The 21,573-nt window shown below is 76.3% G+C and carries 17 protein-coding genes; 11 read left to right on the plus strand and 6 right to left on the minus strand.

Annotation, left to right across the window (positions count from 1 at the left end):
- The first annotated feature begins 131 nt into the window (after positions 1 to 131).
- Positions 132 to 1,523, plus strand: coding sequence for an MFS transporter (locus K7I03_RS03615; protein ID WP_224346851.1), 1,392 nt, complete (start codon positions 132 to 134; stop codon positions 1,521 to 1,523).
- Between the two features lie 99 nt (positions 1,524 to 1,622).
- Here K7I03_RS03615 and K7I03_RS03620 read toward each other — a convergent pair whose 3' ends face one another.
- The 3 genes from K7I03_RS03620 to K7I03_RS03630 form a co-directional block, all read right to left on the minus strand.
- Complete coding sequence (locus tag K7I03_RS03620; protein WP_185941989.1) at positions 1,623 to 2,210, minus strand: TetR/AcrR family transcriptional regulator; 588 nt, start codon at positions 2,208 to 2,210, stop codon at positions 1,623 to 1,625.
- Entirely contained in the window at positions 2,207 to 3,292 is a 1,086-nt protein-coding gene (locus K7I03_RS03625; RefSeq protein ID WP_224346852.1) for a saccharopine dehydrogenase family protein, read from the minus strand. The genes K7I03_RS03620 and K7I03_RS03625 overlap by 4 nt, the downstream gene beginning before the upstream one ends.
- A gap of 87 nt (positions 3,293 to 3,379) precedes the next feature.
- Positions 3,380 to 4,855, minus strand: a complete 1,476-nt coding sequence (locus K7I03_RS03630; protein WP_185941990.1) for an MFS transporter — start codon at positions 4,853 to 4,855, stop codon at positions 3,380 to 3,382.
- 419 nt (positions 4,856 to 5,274) lie between these two features.
- Between K7I03_RS03630 and K7I03_RS03635 the strand changes: the two genes are divergently transcribed.
- Positions 5,275 to 5,844: a flavin reductase family protein gene (locus K7I03_RS03635; protein WP_185941991.1), complete on the plus strand. Its 570-nt coding sequence runs from the start codon at positions 5,275 to 5,277 to the stop codon at positions 5,842 to 5,844.
- Between the two features lie 64 nt (positions 5,845 to 5,908).
- Positions 5,909 to 6,076 carry a hypothetical protein gene (locus K7I03_RS03640; protein WP_224346853.1) on the plus strand — a complete coding sequence of 56 codons (168 nt, stop codon included), beginning with the start codon at positions 5,909 to 5,911 and terminating at the stop codon, positions 6,074 to 6,076.
- Here K7I03_RS03640 and K7I03_RS03645 read toward each other — a convergent pair.
- On the minus strand, positions 6,032 to 8,086 hold the full coding sequence (locus tag K7I03_RS03645) for a hypothetical protein (protein ID WP_185941992.1): 2,055 nt from the start codon (positions 8,084 to 8,086) through the stop codon (positions 6,032 to 6,034). The two genes, K7I03_RS03640 and K7I03_RS03645, sit on opposite strands and share 45 nt — an antisense overlap.
- Positions 8,087 to 8,427: 341 nt before the next feature.
- Here K7I03_RS03645 and K7I03_RS03650 point away from each other — a divergent pair, with 341 nt between their 5' ends.
- The 8 genes from K7I03_RS03650 (at position 8,428) to K7I03_RS03685 (ending at position 18,514) form a co-directional block, all read left to right on the plus strand.
- Complete coding sequence (locus K7I03_RS03650; RefSeq protein ID WP_224346854.1) at positions 8,428 to 10,119, plus strand: aromatic amino acid ammonia-lyase; 1,692 nt, start codon at positions 8,428 to 8,430, stop codon at positions 10,117 to 10,119.
- Positions 10,109 to 10,480: an acyl carrier protein gene (locus K7I03_RS03655; RefSeq protein WP_185941993.1), complete on the plus strand. Its 372-nt coding sequence runs from the start codon at positions 10,109 to 10,111 to the stop codon at positions 10,478 to 10,480. Before K7I03_RS03650 ends, K7I03_RS03655 begins: the two co-directional genes overlap by 11 nt.
- Entirely contained in the window at positions 10,477 to 12,936 is a 2,460-nt protein-coding gene (locus tag K7I03_RS03660) for a beta-ketoacyl synthase N-terminal-like domain-containing protein (RefSeq protein WP_185941994.1), read from the plus strand. Before K7I03_RS03655 ends, K7I03_RS03660 begins: the two co-directional genes overlap by 4 nt.
- Complete coding sequence (locus K7I03_RS03665; RefSeq protein WP_185941995.1) at positions 12,936 to 14,060, plus strand: AMP-binding protein; 1,125 nt, start codon at positions 12,936 to 12,938, stop codon at positions 14,058 to 14,060. Before K7I03_RS03660 ends, K7I03_RS03665 begins: the two co-directional genes overlap by 1 nt.
- Positions 14,057 to 15,349: a styrene monooxygenase/indole monooxygenase family protein gene (locus K7I03_RS03670; RefSeq protein WP_185941996.1), complete on the plus strand. Its 1,293-nt coding sequence runs from the start codon at positions 14,057 to 14,059 to the stop codon at positions 15,347 to 15,349. The genes K7I03_RS03665 and K7I03_RS03670 overlap by 4 nt, the downstream gene beginning before the upstream one ends.
- Positions 15,319 to 16,089, plus strand: coding sequence for an SDR family NAD(P)-dependent oxidoreductase (locus tag K7I03_RS03675; RefSeq protein WP_185941997.1), 771 nt, complete (start codon positions 15,319 to 15,321; stop codon positions 16,087 to 16,089). The genes K7I03_RS03670 and K7I03_RS03675 overlap by 31 nt, the downstream gene beginning before the upstream one ends.
- Before the next feature lie 124 nt (positions 16,090 to 16,213).
- The gene (locus tag K7I03_RS03680) at positions 16,214 to 17,770 is read left to right on the plus strand and encodes a 4-hydroxyphenylacetate 3-hydroxylase family protein (RefSeq protein WP_185941998.1); all 1,557 of its coding nucleotides are present in this window, start codon (positions 16,214 to 16,216) and stop codon (positions 17,768 to 17,770) included.
- A 288-nt stretch (positions 17,771 to 18,058) separates the two neighbouring features.
- Positions 18,059 to 18,514, plus strand: coding sequence for a helix-turn-helix domain-containing protein (locus K7I03_RS03685; RefSeq protein WP_185941999.1), 456 nt, complete (start codon positions 18,059 to 18,061; stop codon positions 18,512 to 18,514).
- 22 nt (positions 18,515 to 18,536) lie between these two features.
- Here K7I03_RS03685 and K7I03_RS03690 read toward each other — a convergent pair whose 3' ends face one another.
- Positions 18,537 to 20,606 (minus strand): SpoIIE family protein phosphatase, encoded by a 2,070-nt coding sequence (locus K7I03_RS03690; protein WP_185942000.1) that lies wholly within the window; start codon positions 20,604 to 20,606, stop codon positions 18,537 to 18,539.
- A gap of 169 nt (positions 20,607 to 20,775) precedes the next feature.
- Complete coding sequence (locus K7I03_RS03695) at positions 20,776 to 21,384, minus strand: ATP-binding protein (protein WP_185942001.1); 609 nt, start codon at positions 21,382 to 21,384, stop codon at positions 20,776 to 20,778.
- Positions 21,385 to 21,573: the final 189 nt, after the last annotated feature.

Here is a 21,573-nt window from a genome sequence, read left to right on the forward strand (position 1 = left end):
TATTTGACGTTATCCGCCCAAACCCATCACGTGGGTGGACGGGGAGCGGGCGTCGCGTGACCGCCGCCACGTGAGCGAATTCACCGCCCAAAACGGACTTATCCTCTTATTGGCCCTCTTAAGCTGTACGGATGCCCCCCGCCTCAGCCCCCACCTTGCCGACCCCTGCCCGCGTCCGGTTCCCCTCCCTGTCCCCTTCTCCCTCCCCCTCCGTGCCGGAGGAGCCCCCGGGCGGTCGGCGGGCCGCGCTGGTGTGGGGCGTCGGCGTGTGCGTGTACCTCGTCGCGATCGTCTTCCGGACCAGCCTCGGGGTCGCCGGGCTCGACGCCGCGGACCGCTTCCACATCAACGCGTCCGCGCTGTCGACGTTCTCGATCCTCCAGCTGCTGATCTACGCGGGGATGCAGATCCCCGTCGGGCTGATGATCGACCGGCTCGGCCCCAAGCGCGTCCTCGTCCTCGGCGCCGCGCTGTTCACCGCCGGACAGCTCGGCTTCGCGCTGAGCCCGACGTACGGCACCGCGCTGGCGTCGCGCGCGCTGCTCGGCTGCGGGGACGCCATGACGTTCATCAGCGTGCTGCGGCTGGGCTCGCGGTGGTTCCCCGCCCACCGGGCGCCGGTGATCTCGCAGGTGGCGGCGCTGATCGGGACGGTCGGCAACCTCGTCTCCACGCTCGTCATCCCCCGGGCGCTGCACGGTCTCGGCTGGACCGTGACCTTCGCGGGCAGCGCGGCGGCCGGTGCCCTGGTGCTCGTCCTCACCCTGCTGTTCCTCCGGGACCACCCGGAGGGGCACACTCCGCCGCCCGTGCCGGCCGCGGGGGCCGCGTACGTCCGGCGGCAGATCGCCGCCGCCTGGCGGGAGCCGGGCACCCGGCTGGGCATGTGGGTGCACTTCACGGCCCAGTTCCCGGCCACGGTCTTCATGCTGCTGTGGGGGCTCCCGTTCCTCGTCCAGGCGCAGGGCCTGACCCGGGAGGCGGCCGGCGGGCTGCTCGCCCTGTCCGCGGTGTCCGCCATGGCCGTCGGGCCGGTGTACGGGCAGGTGGTCTCCCGCCGTCCCGCCGCCCGGACGGCGCTGGCGCTCGGCACGGTGGCCGCGACCGCCCTGGTGTGGGCGGCCGTGCTCGGCTGGCCGGGGGCGCACGCGCCGATGGGGCTGCTGGCGGCGCTCTGCCTGGTGCTCGGCGCGTGCGGCCCGGCGTCGCTGATCGGCTTCGACTGCGCCCGTCCCGCGAACCCGCCGGAGCGGCAGGGCACCGCGTCGGGCATCGTCAACATGGGCGGTTTCATCGCGTCGATGGCGACGCTGCTGGCCGTCGGCCTCCTGCTGGACGCCACCGGCGACGACTACCGGATCGCCTTCTCCTCGGTCTTCGTCGTCCAGGCGCTCGGCGTCTCCCGCATCCTCCGGCTCCGGCCGCGCGCCGCGGGGCGGGGCGGCGGGCGCGGGCGCACAGTCCTGGCCGGCGGGTTCGGCCGGGCCCGCGGCGGTGTCGAGCCGGTACGCGTTCCGGTCTGAACGCGGGCGGCCGGCACCGGCGAGCCTGGTGATCCACGCCGGGCCGGCACCGGCCTGCCCGGTGATCCGCGCGCCGGCACGGTGCCCCCGCCGTCCGTCTCAGTCCCGCAGCAGCCGAACCGCCGCCTCGACGAGGTACGCGTCCGTCGCCGCCGAGCGGTGGCCCGCGATGCCCGAGCGGAGGAGGGACGCGCCCTCGATCAGTGCCACGAAAGTCTCCGCGCGGCCCCGGCAGTGCTCGGCGGACCACTCCGGCCGGATGTCACGCACGTAGGCGGCCACGTGGTCCGCGTAGCGGCGGTAGAAGGCGCGGACCGCCCCCGCGATGGCCTCGTCCCGTGCGGCGAGGGCCCAGACCTCGACGAACAGCCGGACGAGGTGCGGGTCGTCCTGTTCGGCCAGGACGACGGCCACGGCCTCGGCCGGCGCGGCGCGGTCGGGGCCGCTGAGGCCGGCCGGGCCGGTCAGCCGCTCCAGCGAGCGGTCCAGCGCCCGTTCCAGGACGGCCCTGACGAGTTCCGCCCGGGTCGGGAAGTAGTGCTGGAGGTGCCCGAGGCGGACGCCCGCCTCGGCCGCGACGGCCCGCAGGGACGTGTCCGCGTTGCCCTGGGCGACGAGCACGGCCTCGGCGGCGTCGAGCAGGGCCGCCCGGCGGGCGCTGCCCTGCCGGGTCAGCTTGCCGGTCACGCGACGCTCACCTCCACCCCGGCCCGTTCCAGCGCGGGGAGGACGTCGCGCGGGGCCGGGGTGTGCTCCGGGAAGACCAGCCCGGCGGGCGGCGGGGCACCGTCCTCGCCGAGCACCCGCCGGATGCCCGCGTAGGCCCCGACGGCGGTGAGGTGGGCCTGTCCGGCGGGGTCGGCGACCAGCGCCGAGCGGCACCCGCCCGCCCGGCCGCGGACGTCGACGCGGCAGCGGGCCACTCCCCCGCCGCCCGGCGCGTACAGCAGTGAGCGCCGCAGTCCGGTGAACCGGTCGCCGCGCCCCCAGCGGAAGAAGCCCGTCCGTTTGAGTGCGAGCAGGGCGGCGGTCGAGGTGCCGGAGCTGAAGCCGATCCTGGTCGTCGCCGTCTCCACATCCAGCGACAGGGGCAGGGTGAACTGCTCCGGCGTGTCGATCCGCGCCACCTTCGTACGGTGTCCGCCGACGGTGACGCACCGGGCGTCGCTGAGCGGCACGGCCATGCGGCGCCGCCCGCCCTCGGTCACCTCGTAGTCCAGGCCCAGCCGGTCCATGAACTCCACCGAGTCGGCGCCCGCCCGGTCCTTCAGGTCGTACCGGACGGCGATCTCCACGGCGGCGGCACCGCCCAGTTCGTCCGCCAGCGCCGCGGCGACCAGCGCGGTGACCCCTCCCATCCAGGCGGACGACAGCAGGACCGGGGCCCGGGGCGGCGCCAGGGCCGCGACGGCCGCCGCGCGCTGGAGCCGCGCGGTCCAGCGGGTGACGTCCACGTAGGGCACCCCGCCCCGGAGCGCGGCGCGCAGGATCCGGTCGTCGGGGTCGTTCACCGCGCCCACCACGGCCCGGACCCGGGCCCGGAACGGCTCCGGATCCGTCAGGTCCCAGCGGCGCGCCTCCGCGCCGGTCTCCTCGGCCAGGGCCCTGCCCCGCCCGGGTGTGCGGCCGGTGAGCAGCAGCGGCCAGTGCGGCGCCGCCAGGCGGGCCAGCTCCGCGCCGACCGTCCCGTAACCGCCCGCCACGAGCACCGGGCCCGCCGGGTCGGCCTGTATGTCGTCGTCCATGTCGCCGTGCATGTCGTCGTCCATGGCCCGAGGCTAGGTCATCCGACCTAGAAAGATCAACGGCCTTACGGCGGGCGGGCGGTGGACGGCCGCTCGGGGCGACGCCGCCCGTCACCCCGCCCGTTCCGGTGCCGCGTCCGTGCGGCGGGCCGTCGGTGAGCGGCGGTAGAGCGGGACGGCGACGAGGAGGCAGACGGCGAAGGCGGCGGCCAGGCAGCGGAAGGCGGCGTGGTAGCCGGCGAGGTCGGCCTGGGCGCGGGCGGCCGCGTCCGGGCCGGCGCGCCCGGCGAGGCGGGCGGCGGCGGTGGCCGTGGAGACGGTGGTGAGCAGGGCCACGCCGATCGAACCGCCCGCGTACTGCATGGTGTTGACGGTCGCCGAGGCCACCCCGGAGTCGTCCGGTGCCACCCCGAGGGTGGCCAGGCTGGTGGTGGCCGTGATGATCGTGCCGAGTCCGGCGCCGGCGAGGACGAGCGCCGGGAGGACGGCGGTCGGGTACGGGCTGTCGAGGCCGAGGGAGCCCAGCAGAAGGAGGCCGGAGGCGGCCAGGGCCGCGCCGGCCGCGATCACCGTCCGGGGCCCGAGGCGCGGCAGGAGGACGCGGGTGGCCAGCGGCGACGTCGCGATGAGCGCGGCGATCATCGGGAGGTAGGCGAGCCCGGTCGCGGCCGGGCCGTACCCCAAGGAGCGCTGGAGATAGTAGGTGCCGAAGAGGAAGACGCCGAAGACCGCCGAGCTGGTCTGGAGGAGGGCGATCAGGGAGGCGGCCCGGTCGCGGTCCAGGACGACGCGCGGCGGCAGCAGCGGGTGCCGCGCCCGGGTCTGCCACCCGGCGAAGGCCGTGAGCAGGACGCTGGCGGCGGCGAGGAACCCCCAGGTGGCGACGGCGGACCACGGGTGGCTCCCGGCCGCGGCGAAGCCGTAGACCAGGCAGAACAGGCCGGTTCCGACGAGCAGGGTGCCGGGGACGTCGAGCCGGGAGGCGCGGGGGTGCCGGTCCCGGGCGAGGAGCAGCGCCCCGGCGGCCAGCGCCAGGCCGGCGACGACGGTGTTGGCGTACATGGCCCAGCGCCAGCCCAGGTACTGCGTCAGGACGCCGCCGAGCGGCATGCCCACCGCGCCGCCCGCACCGGCCGCCGCGCCCCAGACGCCGAACGCCGTCGCGCGCTCCCCCGGCTCGGTGAAGGTGATGCCGACGAGCGAGAGGGCGGCGGGGGCCAGCAGGGCGCTGGAGAGGCCCTGCCCGGCGCGGGCCGCGACGAGGACGCCGAAGCCGCCGGCCACGCCGGCGAGGGCGGAGGTGCCGGCGAACCCGGCCAGGCCGGCGAGGAAGGCGGCCCGCCGCCCGAACAGGTCGGCGATCCGGCCGCCGAGCAGCAGGAAGCTGCCGAAGGCGAGCGCGTAGGCGGTGACGATCCACTGCCGGCCGCCGTCGGAGAAGCCGAGGTCGGCCTGGGCCGAGGGCAGCGCGATGTTCATGACGGTGCCGTCGAGCACCACCAGCAGCTGGGCCGTGCTCAGGACGCCCAGGATCCACCAGCGGCGGTGCGGCGCGGGGGCGGTGCGGTGCGGGGGCAGGGGCGGCATGGCGGTGGTCTCTCCCGGGGGGCGCGGGCGGGCGTGCGCGGGCCGGGCGGTCCGGCCGGGGGGCAGGGGCCGGACGCTTTTCGTCGTCCTGCGGGCCGACCATCCGAAGGGACCGACGATCCGGCTCGGAAGGCGAAGGAAACACGCGGAATAGGCGGCGGCACGGGGAAATCGCCGCGCTTTCCAGCGTAAACGAGCCGCCGTTCCGAGCGGGTGAAGTCACCCCAAATCCCATGGTCCGTACAGCCAATAAACGGATCGTCCGACCGACTTCCGGTCCCCTATACCCCGTTGGAAGGGATTCCCCACGACGGCGATAATCGTCGTAACGTCCTGGCGTATGGTCGAGGTGTGCTGGTCGCCTTGTCGACCCGCCCGCCCGGGGTCCCACCCGCGCGGGCCGGAGTGAGGACGGACCGATGGAACACACGGCGGGTACCGGACTGGCGGAGCGGGATTTCCGGGCGGCGATGCGGCACCTGCCGACGGCCGTCGCGGTGCTGACGGTCCTCACCCGGGCCGGGCCGGCCGGGATGACCGCCGGATCGGTCACCTCCGTTTCCATGGACCCCGAGCTGCTCTCCGTGTGCCTGCGCCGGGGCAGCCGGCTCTCCGGCGCGATCGCCGACTCGGGCGGGTTCGTCGTCAACCTGCTCCAGGAGCACCAGGCGCCGGTAGCCCGCTGGTTCGCCTCGTCCGAACGCTTCGGCGCGGGCGACGAGTTCCACGGGATCGGCTGGCACCCCGCGCCGAACGGGGGCCATCCGATCCTGGCGGACGCGGCCTGCGTGTTCGAGTGCCGTACGGAGGGCCAGGTGCCGAACGGCGACCACCTCCTCACGATCGGATGGGTGACCGCGTGCAAGGTGAAGCCGTCGGCGCGTCCGCTGCTCAGCTACCGGGGCCGGTTCCACCGGATCGGCGGCGCTCCGGCCGAGGAGGTGCCGGCGCCGGGCGGGGCCGCGCGGACCGGGCCGTTCCGCACGTGAGGGGACGGGGCCGACGGTCGCGTGGAATGCCCTCACCGCCGCCGAACCGGCGTTCGCGGCGTCCGTGAAGGCGGCCTTCGACGCCGACCGCCCGGCCCTCCCGCCCGGCCCCGGCCCGGAGCCGCTGCGCCCCGGCATCGCCGAGGTGGCCACGGTGCGCGCCACCGAGCGGGGGGCCGTCGTACGGTCATGGCTCGCCGGGGGGACGCTGCGGGTGCGGCGCCGGGCGTGAGCCGTCGGCCGGCGGTCCCGGGCCGTCGGTCCTCGGTGCCGGGCGCGGACCGGCTGGGCGGATTCGGACGGCGACCGCGCCGGTCCATCCGCCGCCGGGCGCGGGGACGACGGGACGGCCGTCGACGGTGATTTCCAGTCTCATGCCGGGCGGTGCGGTCAGCCGGGCGGTGCGGTCCAGGCGGAGGGCCGACAGATGGCAGGTGCCGGTGGGAGTCCACCGGCTGCCCGGGCCGAGGGTGAGGTCCACTCCGTTGTTGACCACCGGGGACGCCGTGTTGGTGACGACGCCCAGCTCCCGGAGGTGGGAGGCGTCGACGGCGGCGATCCGGTGCCGGGCGGTGGTGGCGGATACGACGCCCGTGAGGCGGGTACGGACGAGGGTGAGGCGCAGGCCGAGGCCGGGCAGCCGGCGGGTGCCGCCGCGCGTGCCGTTGAGGAAGTCCCCGGTCAGGTCGGTGTCGGTGAACTCGGCCGTGACCTCGGTGGGATGGGGGGCCGTGGTGTCGGACCCGTCGGCGCGCACGGGTGGGCCGGGCGGGTCGCGGTAGACGCGGCCGACGATCTCCTGTGGCTCCGCGAGGCCGCGCGGGCCCGGGTCGTCGTCGTCCATGAGCTGCATCAGCACGCCGCCGGCCGACCGCAGGCGCGCGCCGCGGGAGCCGTCGACGGTGATCCGCGCGGGCTGCCCCTTGCCGAGGAGCACCGGGCCGACGGTGTCGAGCACGGTGCCGCCGTCGACGCGGAGGCGGCCGGGGCCGTGCCACATCACGCCGAAGCGGCGGGAGCGGATGGTGGTGGCGCGCGGGGTGAGCGCGGCCGGTTCCGCCTCCGTCAGGCCCAGCCGCCAGTCAGCGGCGAGTCTCCGTACCGCTTCCCGGGTGCTGTCGCCGTAGTGCAGGGAACCGTCGCGGATGACGGCGGCGTAGTCGGCGACGTCGAGGTCGCAGCCCAGGAGGTGCTGGGTGACGCCGCCGCAGACGTAGGAGCCGTAGCCGCTGCGGGCCGTCGTCACCCGACTGTTGACCGCCGCGAGCCGGCTGCCGGCGCTGCCGCCCTCGGAGGACAGGACGCCCCAGCCCTCCGAGGTGAGGGTGGAGGCGAGGTAGGCGACGGTGGTGCCCCTGCCGCTGAGGTTGGTGGTACGGACGTTGCCGGTGATGCCGAGGAGCCAGGGCGCGGCCCTCATGTGGCGGGGGTCGACGGTGGGCCGGTAGCCGGCCGGCAGCGTGCCGTCGCGCGTGCGCAGCAGGGAGTTCCGGACGACGACCGTGGCGCCGCCGGTGGCGACCAGCGCGGCGCGCGTCACGCCGTGGCAGGTGATCCGGGCCCCGTCCACCACCAGGCGGGTCCCGGGGCCGGTGGCCGTGAGGGCGGCGCCGTAGCCGACGAAGTCGCAGCGGCCGTCGCCGGTGAGGTCGACGCGCGGGGCGCGCAGCAGGTACGAACCGCCGTCGACGTGGACGCCGTTGAAGACCGCGCCGGTGGAGACGACGGTCAGGCCCTCGGCCGCCCACCGGCCGGCCCGGCCGCCGCGCCGCGCGGCGGGGACCGAACGGGCGGGGTCCGGGCCGTCGGCACCGACGTACAGGGCCTGCCGGAAGGGGAAGGTGAGGCCGTAGTGGCGGACGGTGTACCGCTCGGTCACGGTGACGGCCACGTCGCCGCGGTAGGTCCCCGGGGTGATCCGGAGCCGGCCGTCGGCTGTCGGCACGGTACCGGTCTCGACCCCGTCCACGGTGAGGGTCAGATCCTTGCCCTCGGGGGCGGTGAGGACGCCGTCGGGCTCGACGGTGAGGCGGCGGAGGCGGGTGGTGCGGGCGAGGGTGACGGTATCGCCGGTGCGCACGGTGAGGGCGGTGAGGGCGGCCGGGGTTTCCGGGGGGTGGCCGGTCACGGTGGCCGAAGCACCGCGGAGGACGAAGGCCCCGCCCAGGGCGGCGCCGAGACCGAGGACGTGCCGCCGGGCGGGCCGGAGGGGCCCGGAGGGGGCGGGGGAATCCGGTGGCATCTGCGGTGCTCCCTCACGTCGTTCGGCGACACGGGCCGCGGGGCGGTGCGCGCGGCGGCCGGTGCGCGCGGCGGCCGGTACGGGCGACGACCGGTACGCGCGGCGGCCGGTGGCCTGGTCGGCCGATGCGCGATCGGCGGTTCGTCCCATGAATTCCGACGTCATTTATCCCAGGGCGACGCGGTATTCCGGTCGAATGACGCCGCAATTCAGGCGGGAATCCGTCATCGTATTGGCCTACGGATGCCACGTTCGGGTTCTCCTTCCTCCCGGCCCCTCACCCGCGGCGGTGAAATCCGCCTACCATCCGGAGGGAAACCAGGATCGAGGGGGTCTCCGTAATGCCGTTGACGCCTACGCAGAATCCGCCGCGGGCCGGAACGACCGGCGCGGCCCTGGTATTGGGATCCGACGCACTGCGCTCCGACGACGTCGCGGACTTCGCGCGGCGCCCCGAGGGGCGGGAGATCCGGCTCGACCCGGCCGCCGGGGCGCGGATGGCCGCCGCCCAGCGGGTCAAGGACAAGCTCGTCGCCTCCGGGCAGCCCGTGTACGGGGTGACCACCGGCTTCGGCGACAGCTGCGGGCGGCACATCGGGCCGGCGAAGGCCGCCGCCCTCCAACGCAACCTCATCTCCGGCCACTTGGCGGGGAGCGGCGACCCGGCACCGGCCGACGTGACCCGGGCGACCATGCTGATCCGGGCCAACTGCCTGGCCCGCGGCTACTCCGGGGTGCGGGTCGCGCTGGTGGAGCTGCTGGCGGACTGTCTGCGCGAGGACATCCTGCCGCTGATCCCGGAGCGGGGGTCGGTGGGCGCGAGCGGTGACCTCGTCCCGCTGGCGTACCTGGCCGACATGCTGACCGGCAACGGCCGGGTGCTGCACCGGGGCGAGCCCCGGTCCGCCGCCGCGGCGCTGCGCCGGGCCGGGCTCACCCCGGTGGAGCTGGCGCCGAAGGAGGGGCTGGCGCTGATCAACGGCACGTCGTTCATGAGCGGTTACGCGGTCGCGGCCGTCCGCGCGGCGCGCGAGCTGGCCGTCGTCGCGGACCTGTGCACGGCGTTGACGGCGGAGGCCGTCCAGGCCAGCAGCGGCCCGTTCGAACCGTTCCTGCACACGCACAAGCCGCATCCGGGCCAGCGGGCCAGCGCGGCGCGGATCCGCCGTCTGCTGGCGGGCTCCAAGCTGACCGTCGAGCACCAGGAGCGGGTCGGCGCCAACCCCCGGCTCGACGGCGCCGGTTACCAGATGTTGCGCACCGGACTACAGGACCGCTACTCCGTGCGCTGTGCGCCGCATGTGACCGGAGTGCTCAACGACACGCTGGACTGGGTCACCGACTGGCTCGACACCGAGATCAACTCCACCAACGACAACCCGCTGTTCGACCCGGTGGCCGGGGAGGTCCACCACGGCGGCAACTTCTACGGCGGCCACGTCGGGCAGGCGATGGACGCCCTCAAGCTCGCCGTGGCGAGCGTCGGTGACCTGCTGGACCGGCAGGTGGCGCTGGTCGTCGACGAGAAGAGCAACCAGGGACTGACCGCGAACCTGGTCCGCCCGACGGACGACACGGACGCCGACGCCGGCATCCACCACGGCTTCAAGGCCGCGCAGATCGCCTGCTCCTCCCTGGCCGCCGAGGCGTTGAAGAACACCGCGCCGGCGACGGCGTTCTCCCGCTCGACCGAGTCCCACAACCAGGACAAGGTGAGCATGGCCTCCATCGCCGCCCGCGACGCCCGGCGGGCCGTCGAACTGGTCGAGAACATCGCCGCGATCGCCCTGGCCGCGCTGTGCCAGGCGGTGGACCTGCGGGGCCACGACCGGATGGCCCCCGCCACGCGGGCCGCCCGCGACCTGGTACGGACGGTGGTCCCGTTCGTCGACCGGGACCGGCGGCTCGACGTCGACCTGGCCGGTCTCGTCGGCCTGATCCGGTCCGGGCGGCTCACCGCGCCGCTCGCGGCACCCGACGCCGAGGCGGCCGACGGGCTGCCCGCACAGCAGGGGAGGTCCCATGTCCGGTGAACCGCACGCCGCGAAACCGCGCGCCGACGCACCGCGCGTCAGTGAACCGCGCGCCGCCGAGTCCGTCGTCCGCGCGACCGTCGGGGCGGTCCTCGGCACGTCGGCGGCCGAGTGGCCCCGCGACCGCCCGCTGGACGAACTGCCGGACGCGATCTACGACAGCCTGGCCCAACTGGAAGTCCTCACACGGGTGGAGCGGGCCCTCGGACTCCCGCCCCGGCCCGTCGAACCGGACCGGCTGCGGACCATCCGCGCCATCGTGGCCCTCGTCACGGAGCCCGCCGACGGGCCCGCCGGGAACCCCGCGGCCGCGCGCGCCCCGGCGGAGGCGCGGCGGGCGGCCGGGGGCGGTGCCGCGTGAGCCCCGCCCGACGGCCCGCCGCGCCGCCGCGCGTCGCCGTCACCGGGGTGTACCTGGCCACCGGGCTGGGCGTCGGGACGGAGGAGGTCTGGCGGGCCGTGTGCGCCGGCGACTCGGCCCTCGGGCGGTGCTCGGACCTGGCGGACGTGGTGGCGGCACGGCTCCCGGCGGCGTCGTGGCCGGGGGCCAAGGGGGTGGCAGGCGCCCCGGGCGCGGCAAGCGCTGAGAGCACCCGCGCCGTCACGCCGCCCGGGGACGCCGAGAGCCCCGAGACCACAGGCCGTACCGAGCCTTCCGCCCCCACCGAACCCCCCGACGCCGCCTTCCTCATCCGCCAGGCCGGCCGCGGCGCCCTGCGGCACGCCGCGCTCGCCCCCGACTCCCTCGACCCGTACGAGATCGGCCTCGCCCTCGGGACCAACGCCGGCTCCGAGGAGCTCTGGAAGCGCTACCGGGCGGCCACCGGCCCCGCCCCGCACCCGGCGCACACCGTGGCCGACGAGCTCGGGGCGGCCGTCGGCGCCCGGGGGCCGAAGGCGGTCTTCGCCACCGGGTGTGTCGCCGGTGCCAACGCCGTCGGGTACGCGTACGACGCCGTCGCCGCCGGGCGGGCCACGGTGATGCTGGTGGGCGGGTACGAGGCGCTGAACGTCACCACCGTCGCCACGTTCGCCAGCTGGAAGTCGATCGACTCCGCACCCTGCGCGCCCTACGCCCGCAGCGGCGGGCTGAGCCTCGGGGAGGCGGTGGCGTTCCTGGTGCTGGAGTCGGAGGGTTCGGCGCGGGCGCGCGGGGTGCCGGTCCTCGCCTGGCTGCGCGGCTACGGGCTGACCAGCGACGCCCACCACATCACCGCGCCGCCGCCGGACGGCGCCGGCCTGCGGAACGCGATGCTCGGCGCGCTGGGCCGGGCGGGTCTCGGCCCGGACGCGGTCGGCTACGTCAACGGTCACGGCACCGGGACGCCGGCCAACGACACGGCCGAACTCAGCGCCATGCGGGCGGTGTTCACCGGTCCGCACCCGCCGCCGATGAGCAGTTCCAAGCCGCAGGTCGGGCACACGCTGGGGGCCTGTGGCGCCGTCGAGGCGGTGCTGACGGCGCTGGCGCTGCGGGACGGGCTCCTCCCGCCGACCGCCAACGCGGACGCGACACCGGTCTGGGACGTCGTCCCGCGCACCGCCCGGCGGGCCGGCGTCCGGGTCGCCCTGTCCAACTCGATCGCGTTCGGCGGCGCCTGCTGCTCGCTGGTCCTGTCCCGGGACGGTGGCGAAGGACCTCAGCCGTCCGCCACGGAGCTCGTGTTCACCGGCGCCGGGGTGGTCTCCCCACTGGGGCTCGGGCGGCGCGCGTTCCTCACCGCCCTGCGTGGCCCCGCCCCGGCCGGCCCGCCCCGCGTACCGGAGGACCTGGCCGGCCACCTCGCCCCGGGCCACCGGTCGCGGGTCGACGCCCTGGGCGCGCTGACGGTGGCCGCCGCGCGCATGGCCTGGGACGAGGCGGGGCTGCGGGACGGCGCGCGGGTCGGCGTCGTCGTGGCGACCGCCGCCGGCCCGATCGGGACCGTGGAACTGCTCAACGAGACCGTCCGCCGAGAGGGCCCGGAGTACGTCAGCGCCGTGCACGCGCCGAACATCGTCACCAGCGTGACGGCCGGCTACGCCACCCTGGAACTGGGCCTGGGCGGCCCGCTCTCGGCCGTCTCCACCGGTGACGCCTCGGGGCTGGTCGCCCTGGGCCACGCGGCCGACCTGATCCGCGCGGGCCAGGCCGACGCCGTCGTCGTCGTGGCGGCCGACGAGGTCACCGGCACGCTCGCCCGGGCGTTCGGCGCCTACGGGCTGCGCGGCCCCGGCCCGTCCCGGCCGTACGCGCGGACGCCGGCCCCCGGCCCGGTCGCGCCGGCGGCGGCGGCCGTGGTGCTGGAGGCGGCCGGCCACGCCCGGGCCCGGGGCGCGGACGCGCTCGGCGCGCTGCTCGGGCACGCGGTGACCTCGGGTCCCGGGCGGGCGTCCGGCGCGCCGCTGTGCGCCGAGACCTGGTCCCGGGCGCTGGACCTCGCCCTGCGCGGCCTCGGCCCGCACCGGGCCCGCACGGGCGGCACGGAGGACGTGGACGTCTACGGGTGCGCCCACGGCGTACCGGCCCTGGACGAGGCCGAACTGGCCGCCGTCGCCTCCTGCCTCAAGCCGGCCGGCACCCGGCTGACCGCCCTCGCGGGGGCGGTCGGGCACTGTCAGGCGGCCGGCCCGCTGCTGTCCCTCGTCGCCGCGCTCGACGGCTGCGGCGGCGGCCGGCTGCCGTACGCGACGGAGCCGCCCGATCCGCTGCCCGGCGCCCGCGCCTTCCTCTCGGACGAGCGGGCGGCCGGGCCGCGCCGCGCCCTGGTGACCGCCGCCTCCTGGGGTGGCACGTACGCGGCCGCGGTGGTGGGCCCGGCCGGTGGGGAGCGGTGATGGAGGGGTATCTGGAGCCGTCGCCGCGCGAGTTCCTCGCCGAGGTGCTGGCCGCGCCGGACCGGCCGCCGGGACCGTCGGTCGTCCGCTGGGACGGGCTGGGGGCGGGGGCGGCCGCGCGGCTGGTGGCGGAGGTGGTGCCGGACCTCGTCGAGGTGTGCACCTCCGGCAGCACGGGTCCCGCCGTCCGCTGGCGGCACAGCAGATGGCAGCTGTGGACGGAGGCGCGCCTGCTGGCCGGGCTGGTCCGCGCCGACCGCCCCCGGGCGGTGCTGTCCTTCGCTCCCCCGGCCCACCTCTACGGCCTGGTCGCCACCGTGCTGCTGCCCGCCGCGCTCGGCGTCCCCCTCTGCTACTGGCCCCGGTACGGGCTGCCGGTGCCCGCCCTCGACGCGGGCCGGTGGCTGGTGGCCGCCATCCCGTGGGCGTTCCCCGTCCTGCTCCGTGACCCGTCGGTGCTGGGCCGGCGCGAGCACGTCACCGTCCTGCACAGCACCGCGACGCTGCCGGCGACGGCCGGGGAGTTCGCCGCGGCGACCGGCCCCGGGCGGATGCGGCTGATCGAGGTGTTCGGGTCGACGGAGACCGGCGCCATCGCCCACCGGCAGCGGACCGGGCCGGCGCTCCGGTCCCCGGCGGCGGGGGCGCCGGAGCCCTGGACGCTGCTGGACGACGTCCGCTTCGCCCCCGGGCCCGCCGGCCGGCTCACCGTCGCCGGCCCCCGGCTCGCCCTCGGCCCGGACGGCCGGCCGCTGCCCCGGTGGACCACCGACGACCACGTCCGGCGGCTGGACGGCCGCACCTTCCGGTTCCACGGCCGCCGCTCCCGGCTGATCAAGGTCAACGGCCGCCGGATCGACCTCGATGTGCTGGAGGAGCGGCTGCGCGCCGCCCTGGCCTGCGCCGACCTCGCCTGTGTGCCCGTCGCCGACCCGCTCCGCGGCGAGCACGTCGAACTGCTCGTCGCCGCCCCCGGCGAGCCGTGCCTGGTCCCCCGGCGGACGACCGAGGTGCTGCGCGAACTCGGCGTCACCGTCGGGCGGATCACCATCGTGGACCGCATCGACCGCGGCGCCACCGGCAAGCTCCGGGGCCCCGCCGCCCGGCGGGTGGTGGGCCCATGAGGATCGCCATCGCCGGGGACGGCGTCGCCGGCCTCCACCTCGCCCTGCGGCTGCTCCAACTCGGCGTCGACGCCACCCTGTTCGGGGCGCGGGCGCCGGAGGACGTGCGGCGCGGCCGGGCGCTGAACTTCGTGGCCCGCTCGGGGAGCACCCGCCGCCGCGAGGCCCTGCTGGGCGTCGACTTCTGGACCGCGCCGGACACCCTGGCCCAGACCCGGACGGTCACCGTCCACGGCCCGGAGCCGCTGTCCTTCCGCGCCGATCCCCATCCCGCGTACAGCATGGTCGACTTCCGGCTCTACCTGCCCGCGCTGGTCGAGGAGTACGTGGCGCGGGGCGGCCGGCACGTCGTCACCGAGCTCACCGCGCGGACCGTCCGCGGCCTCGCCGACGGGTACGACCTGGTCGTCGTCGCGGGCGGCCGGGCGGCCGGCGAGCTGTTCCCCCGGGACCCCCGGCGCTCCCCGTTCGACGCCCCACAGCGGGTGCTGTGCGGCGGGCTGTACCGGGGCATCGCGGAGGCGGTCCCCCGGAGCATCGAGTTCCACGCCGTGCCGCGGGTGGGCGAGGTGCTGCGGATGCCGTTCGTCTGCGCGGACGGCCGCGTCGACGTCCTCGGCCTGGAGGCCGTCCCGGGCGGCCCGCTGGAAAGCGTCTGCCGCACCCCGTACGCCCAGGACCCGGACCGCTTCCACACCGTCGTGCTCGACGCGCTCCGCCGCCATGTGCCCGGGCTGCGCGAGCGGATCGACGAGCGGGAGTTCCGGCTGAACGGGCCGGGCGACCTCGTCCAGGGCGGGGTGGTGCCGGTGGTGCGCCGGGCGTGGCGGCCGCTGGCCGGCGGCACGTGGGCGTTCGCGCTGGGGGACGCGTGGTGCGTCAACGACCCCATCACCGCGCAGGGCGCCAACCTGGCCTCGTACTGCGCCCTGGAGTTCGCCGAGGAGGTGGCCGCCGGGCCGCCGTTCGACGAGGCGTTCTGCCGGGCCGCGGAGGAGCGGATGCGGCCGTACGCGGAGAGCGTGGCGCAGTGGACCGCCGCGTTCGTGCGGCCGCCCACCCCGCAGTTGCTGGAGCTGTTCCGGGCGGCGGCCGCGGATCCGGCGGTGGCCACGGCCTTCGCCGCCAACTTCGACGATCCGCCGGCCATGTGGCACAGCATCGCCACCCCCGAGCGGACCGCCGCCTTCCTCGCCGGTGTCCGCGGGCGGTCCGCGGCGCCGGCTTCCGGAGCACCCAGCGAACGGAGGACGTCGCCATGGGCCGGCTTGACGACAAGACCGTCCTGATCAGCGGGACCAGTTCGGGGATTGGCCGGGCGACGGCCGTGGAGTTCGCCCGGGAGGGCGCCCGCGTCGTCGGGTGCGGGCGCGATCCCCGGACGGCGGAGGAGACGGTCCGGCTGGTGAGGGAGGCGGGCGGGGAGATGGTGTCGCTCGCTCCGGTCGACCTGGCGACGCGGGAGGGCGCCGAGGCGTGGATCGGCTTCGCCGTGGACGCGTTCGGCCCGTTCGACGTCCTGTGCAACAACGCGTCGTCGCTGCGGAACGCGCCGTTCGACCGGCTCGGCCCGGACGACTGGGAGCACACTCTCCGCAACGAGCTCGACCTCGTCTACCTGTGCACCCGGGCCGCGTGGCCGCATCTGGTCGCGCGGGGCGGCGGGGTCGTCCTCAACATCGCGTCCATCTCCGGCTCGCGCGGCGCCCTCTTCGTCCAGCAGGCGGCGCACGGCGCGGCGAAGGGGGGCGTGCTCGCGCTGACGCGGCATCTGTGCGGCGCGGGCGCGGCGCACGGGATCCGGGTCAACTCCATCAGCCCCGGGCTGATCCGGACCCGTGCGACGGCCCCGCACATCGACGACCCGGGCGGCGGGGTGCCCGGCCTGCTGCGGCGGATCCCGGCCGGGCGGGTGGGCCGGCCCGAGGAGGTGGCCGCGCTCGCGGCGTTCCTCGCGTCGGACGCGGCGGCGTACGTCAACGGCGCGGACGTCGTCGTGGACGGGGGCGTCAGCGCGATGGCGGGCTGACGCCGGGCGCGGCCGGGGCCGCGCGCCCCCGGCACGGAACGAGGGAAACCGGGGACGCGGAGGGGGCACGGGAACGCGGGAACGACGACAACGACCGGCAGTCAACCGCCAGGAGGCACCGCCCATGCCCGACCAGCACGTCAGTTCCCCGGCCCCCGCCCCGCCACGCCCCGACGGCGGCCGCGCCGTCGAACGGCCGCCCACCGGCGCCGAGTACCTGGAGAGCCTGCGGGACGGCCGCGAGGTGTGGATCTACGGCGAGCGCGTCGCGGACGTCACCGCCCACCCGGCGTTCCGCAACAGCGCCCGGACGCTGGCCCGGCTCTACGACGCCCTCCACGACCCGGCGCTGCGCGGGGTGCTCACCGTGGACAGCGACGCGGGCGGGACGGTCACCCACCCGTTCTTCCGGGCGCCGCGCGGGACGGCGGACCTGCGGGCCGCGCGGGACGCCATCGCGGTGTGGCAGCGGATGACGTACGGCTGGATGGGCCGGACGCCGGACTACAAGGCGTCGTTCATGGCGACGCTGGGCGCCGACCCGGGTTTCTACGGCCCGTTCGCGGCCAACGCCTCGGCCTGGTACGCGCGGGCGCAGAACCGGGTGCTGTTCCTGAGCCACGCCCTCGTCGACCCCCCGGTGAGCCGCCACGCGGAGAAGGGGGCGGGCGCGGGGCTCCGCGTCCGGGTGGTGGCGGAGACGGCCGACGGGATCGTGGTGAGCGGGGCGAAGGGGATCGCCACGGGGGCGGCCCTGACGCAGTACGCGTTCGTGAGCCACACCGGTCCGCGGCCGGACGACCCGGCGCAGGCGGTGTCGTTCGTCGCGCCGCTGCACACCCCGGGGCTCAAGGTCGTCTGCCGGGCGGGGTACGAGCTCCGGGACGGCCGGTCGGACAGCCCGTTCGACCATCCGCTGTCCAGCCGGTTCGACGAGAACGACGCCCTGCTGCTCTTCGACCGCGCGGTGGTGCCCTGGTCGGACGTGCTGATCCACCGTGACGTCGAGCGGGCCGGGGCGTTCGCCCACGGGAGCGGGTTCCTGCCGCGGTTCCTGTTCCACAGCGCCGTCCGGATGTCGGTGAAGCTGGACTTCCTGTGCGGGCTGCTGCTGAAGGCCGTCCGCAGCAACGGCAGCGACGTCCACCCGGGGGTGCGGTCGGGCGTCGGCGAGGCGCTGGCGTGGCGGCACACCGTGCACGCGCTGGTGACGGCCATGACCGAGCGGTCCGAGCCGTGGGCGCGGGGCCGCGTGCACCCTCCGCTGGCGCCCTGCCTCGCCTACCGGGTGCTGGCCCCGACCGCGTACCGGACGGTCCGGCAGCTCATCCAGCGGCTGGTCGCCGGCCCCCTCATCAGTACCGTGTCCCACCCGGCCGATTTCCGCGCCCCGGGTCTCCGGCCGCTCCTGGACGTCTACTTGCGGGGCGCGGACGGGGGCGGCGCCGAGGAGCGCGCCAAGCTGATGAAGCTGGTGTGGGACGGCGTGGGCAGCGAGTTCGCGAGCCGGCACGAGCTCTACGAGAGCCTGCACGCGGCCAACCCGGAGGTGACCCGCTTCGAGACGTACCAGTTCGCGGAGCGCACCGGGCTCCGGGACGAGCTGTGCGGCTTCGTGGACCGGTGCCTGTCCGAGTACGACGCCGAGGGCTGGACGGTGCCGTATCTGAGGGACGAGTGAGGGGCACGGACGGCGACCGCCCTCAAAGCACCCCCGTGGCTTTGAGCGGTCGCCGTCCGTGTCATCGCGGACGTTAGTCATCCGGATCCGGCCATGGCAACTTGCTGCCCCAAGTCGCAATGTATTGCACCCAAAGTCGGTCCATATCCGTCTTCCCTCCGTCTCCACTCTCGACAAATCCGGCAATCATCCACAGAACGCGGCTTTGTCTCCGGGGTACTTCCATGGCCGGGCCGTTCCCCGGCCGGTTAGAGTCCTCGGGTCGGAGCGTGCGCGAGAGGGTGGACGATGCAGCAGGGGGGAGCGCCCGCGGAGGGCGGGGAACACCCGTCCCTGGAGGCGCGGATCACCGCGGCCAAGGCGGACGTCGCCCGGCGCCTGCGGTACGTGCGCCAGCACCATCCCGACGGCCCGTTCACCCTCGCCGGGCTGGCGGAACGCGCCGGGGTCTCCAAACGGACGCTCTCCCAGGCCGAGTCGGCGGACGGCTCCAACCTCACCCTGGAGACCCTGCTCAAGGTCAGCGACAGCCTGGGCATCCCACGGCCCGCCTACTTCCTCGACGAGCAGGTCTTCCGGCAGGTCAACAGCGAACTCGCGGGCGGCGGGCCCGGGTCGGAGGCCCCGCCGGCGCGGGTGGACCAGCTGTCCCGCATGCTGAACGACATCCTCGACACCGCCGCCCGGGCCCGGTGCGCCTTACGGGACCTGCCCGCCGGGGAGAACGCCGGCGGGGGCGCCTGACCTCCCGTCGGACGGCGTCCGCTCAGCCTCCGGCCTCCGCGATCAGCAGCGCCACATCGTCGTCGCTCCCCTGGCGGAACACCGAGAGCAGCAGGTCGCAGGTCTCCTCCAGGCCGGTCCTGGGCGCGTCGAGGACGCGGACGAGCTCGGCGAGGCGGACGTCCAGGGCCTCGTCGCGGGTCTCCACCAGGCCGTCCGTGTACAGGACGAGCCGGTCGCCCGGGGCGAGGTCCACGGCCACGCTCTCGAAGGGGACCCCGCCCACGCCCAGCGGGGCGCCGGTGGGCAGGTCGAGCAGGACGGGCGGGCCGCCGTCGCGCAGCAGGACGGGCGGGAGGTGCCCGGCGTTGGCCACGCAGCACCGGCCGCCCTCGGGGTCGTACACGGCGTAGACGCAGGTGGCGATCTGCTGGTCCAGACCGGTGGCGGCGCGGTCGAGGTGGCGGAGCACCTGGGCCGGGTCGAGGCCGAGGCCGGAGAGGGTCCGGGCGGCGGTGCGGAGCTGGCCCATGGCGGCGGCCGCGGTGATGCCGCTGCCCATGACGTCGCCGACGACCAGGGCGCTCTTGCCGCCGTCCTGCGGGACGACGTCGAACCAGTCGCCGCCCACCTGACCGGCCGTGCCGGCCGGCTGGTAGCGGTACGCGACCTCCAGACCCGGCGGGCTGGGCGGGCGCTGGGGCAGCAGGGTGCGCTGGAGGCTGAGCACGGCGGCGCGCTCCCGCTGGTACCAGCGGGCGTTGTCGATGCAGACGGCGGCGCGGGCGGCCAGTTCGCCCGCCAGCACCACGTCGTCGTCGGTGAACGGGACGGGGTTGTCGGTGCGCTTGAGGTCCAGCGCGCCGAGCACCTCGCCGCGGGCGATCAGCGGCACGGCGATGTACGAGTGCAGCCCGGCCCGGGCCAGGACGGCCGCGGCCTTCCCGTCGCGGGCGATGCGCGGCAGGTCGCGGGTGCCGACGCGGGGCAGGTGGACCGGGCGGCCGGTGGCCACGCACTCGGCGACCAGCCGGTCGGCCGGGTAGTGGGCGAGCTCACCGGTCGGGTCGGCGGCCCGGGCCGCGTCGACGGCGCCCGCGGTGCCGGCCGAGGCGACCGCCAGCGCCCGGATCGCGGTCGCCCGGCCCGCAGGCGCGCGGTTGCCCTCCAGGGCGGCGTCCAGCACGTCCACGGCGGCGACGTCGGCCAGCGCCGGGACGACGACCCCGGCCAGCTCGTGGGCGGTCTGGTCGAGGTCGAGGGTGGTGCCGATGAGCACCGAGGCGTCGGCGATCAGGGCGAGCCGGCGCCGGGCCTCCGCGGCGGCCAGGTCGGCACGGTAGCGGTCGGTGACGTCCACGACGGACGCGGCGACGCCGAGGATGTGCCCGCCCGCGTCCTCCAGCCGGTAGTAGGAGACCAGCCGGGCCCGGTCGTCCTCGCCCCCGCCGATGCCGCCCGCCACGAACCGGTCCAGCTCCGGCTCGCCGGTGGCGAGCACCCGGCGCATGGTGGCCTCGCTCCCCTCGACGTCGACGAACGGCAGCACCTCGCCGATCCGGCGCCCGAGGTGGTGCTCGGCGGGGAAGCCGTGGATGCGCTCCAGGGCGGGGTTGACCATCACGTAGCGCAGCTCGGTGTCGAGGACGGCGAGGCCGATCGGGGACTGGGCCACCAGGCGCAGCGAGAGCGCCAGGTCGCGTTCCAGGTCGCGCAGGACCTCCCGGTCGGTGGCGATGCCGAGGGCGTACATGCTGCCGTGCGGGCCCTCCAGCCGGACGTTGCGCAGCTCGACCAGGCGGGGGCCGCCGTCCTTGTGCCGGACAGGGAAGACGCCGGCCCAGCTCTCGCCCTCGCCCATCACCCGGTCGAACAGGTCGAGGACGACGGCGAGGTCCTCCTCGGCGACCAGCAGCCGGGCGGCGTACTGGCCGAGCGCCTCGGCCGGGGTCCAGCCGAAGAGGTCCTGGGCCTGCGGGCTCCACAGGATGATCCGGCCCTCGCGGTCGAGGACCACGGCGGCCACGCTGAGCACGTCGAGGAGGCCGCCCGCCTCGTCCCAGGCGGGCCGGGTCCGGCCGGGGCCGGTCCGGAATCCGTCGGTGGTGCCCATGCGAGGTCCTCCTTGCGCCCGCGCGCGGTGGGGGCGGCCTCGGGGTGCCGGTGGGCGTCGCGCCCGGCCCGGTCCCGCCGCTCGCGCCGCCGTCCGCCGCGCCGCGCTCTCCATCGTCCCTCGGATCCCGCGCGGCGCGCAGCCGGGCGCTCGCGGCGGGGCGGCGGGGTCAGGCGTCCGCGGGGCCGCCGGAGGGGCCTCCGGTGGCGCGGGGGCCGTCCGGGAGCGGCAGGGCGAACCACACGGTCTTGCCCGCCGGGGAGGCGTCGTGCCCCCAGCGGTCGGCGATCTGCTCGACGAGCCACATGCCGCGGCCGTTCTCGCTGTCCTTCGCGGCGAGCGAGCAGCGCGGCAGGGCGCCGCCGCGGTCGGTGACCCGGGCGACCAGGTGGGCGGGGGTGCGGGAGAGGGACAGCTCGACGTCGCCGGTGCCCTCGGGGACGTGCACGATCGCGTTGGTGACCAGCTCGGAGAGCAGGAGGGCGGTGTCGTCCGTCAGCGCGTCCAGTCCCCACTCGGCCAGCAGGCGCCGGGAGAAGGCGCGGGCGGTGGCGACGGAGCGGGGGGAGGCGGGGAGCGAGATCGCGTGGGCCGGGCGGTACGGGACGGCGGCCCGGGGCCGCGGGTCGGCGGCGGTGGCGGACGGCCCGCCCGGGAGACCGCGGTCCCACGGACCGCGCCACGGTGTGGCCGGCGGGGGGACGACCGCGTCCGGGGTGCCGAGGACGGCGTCCGCCGGGGGCGCGGGGCTCAGGGTGTCACGGCTGGAAGCAGACATGAGGCTCTGTGCGATCGAGGGGGGACGCGAAGGCGGGCCGTGGGGGGCCGCGGGCTTCGCGGTGGTCTTCCCCACACTGGCGTGATTTCCGCCAGAGGTCTATACCCTCTGGGTCACGATGGCCCTGCGGAGCGCTATGTTCGCAGGTGACGGGCGCTTAACGGGGCCTAAAGTCATGGTGAACGCGGG

Origin of the sequence: Streptomyces mobaraensis (assembly GCF_020099395.1) — a bacterium.
Lineage (GTDB): Bacteria > Actinomycetota > Actinomycetes > Streptomycetales > Streptomycetaceae > Streptomyces.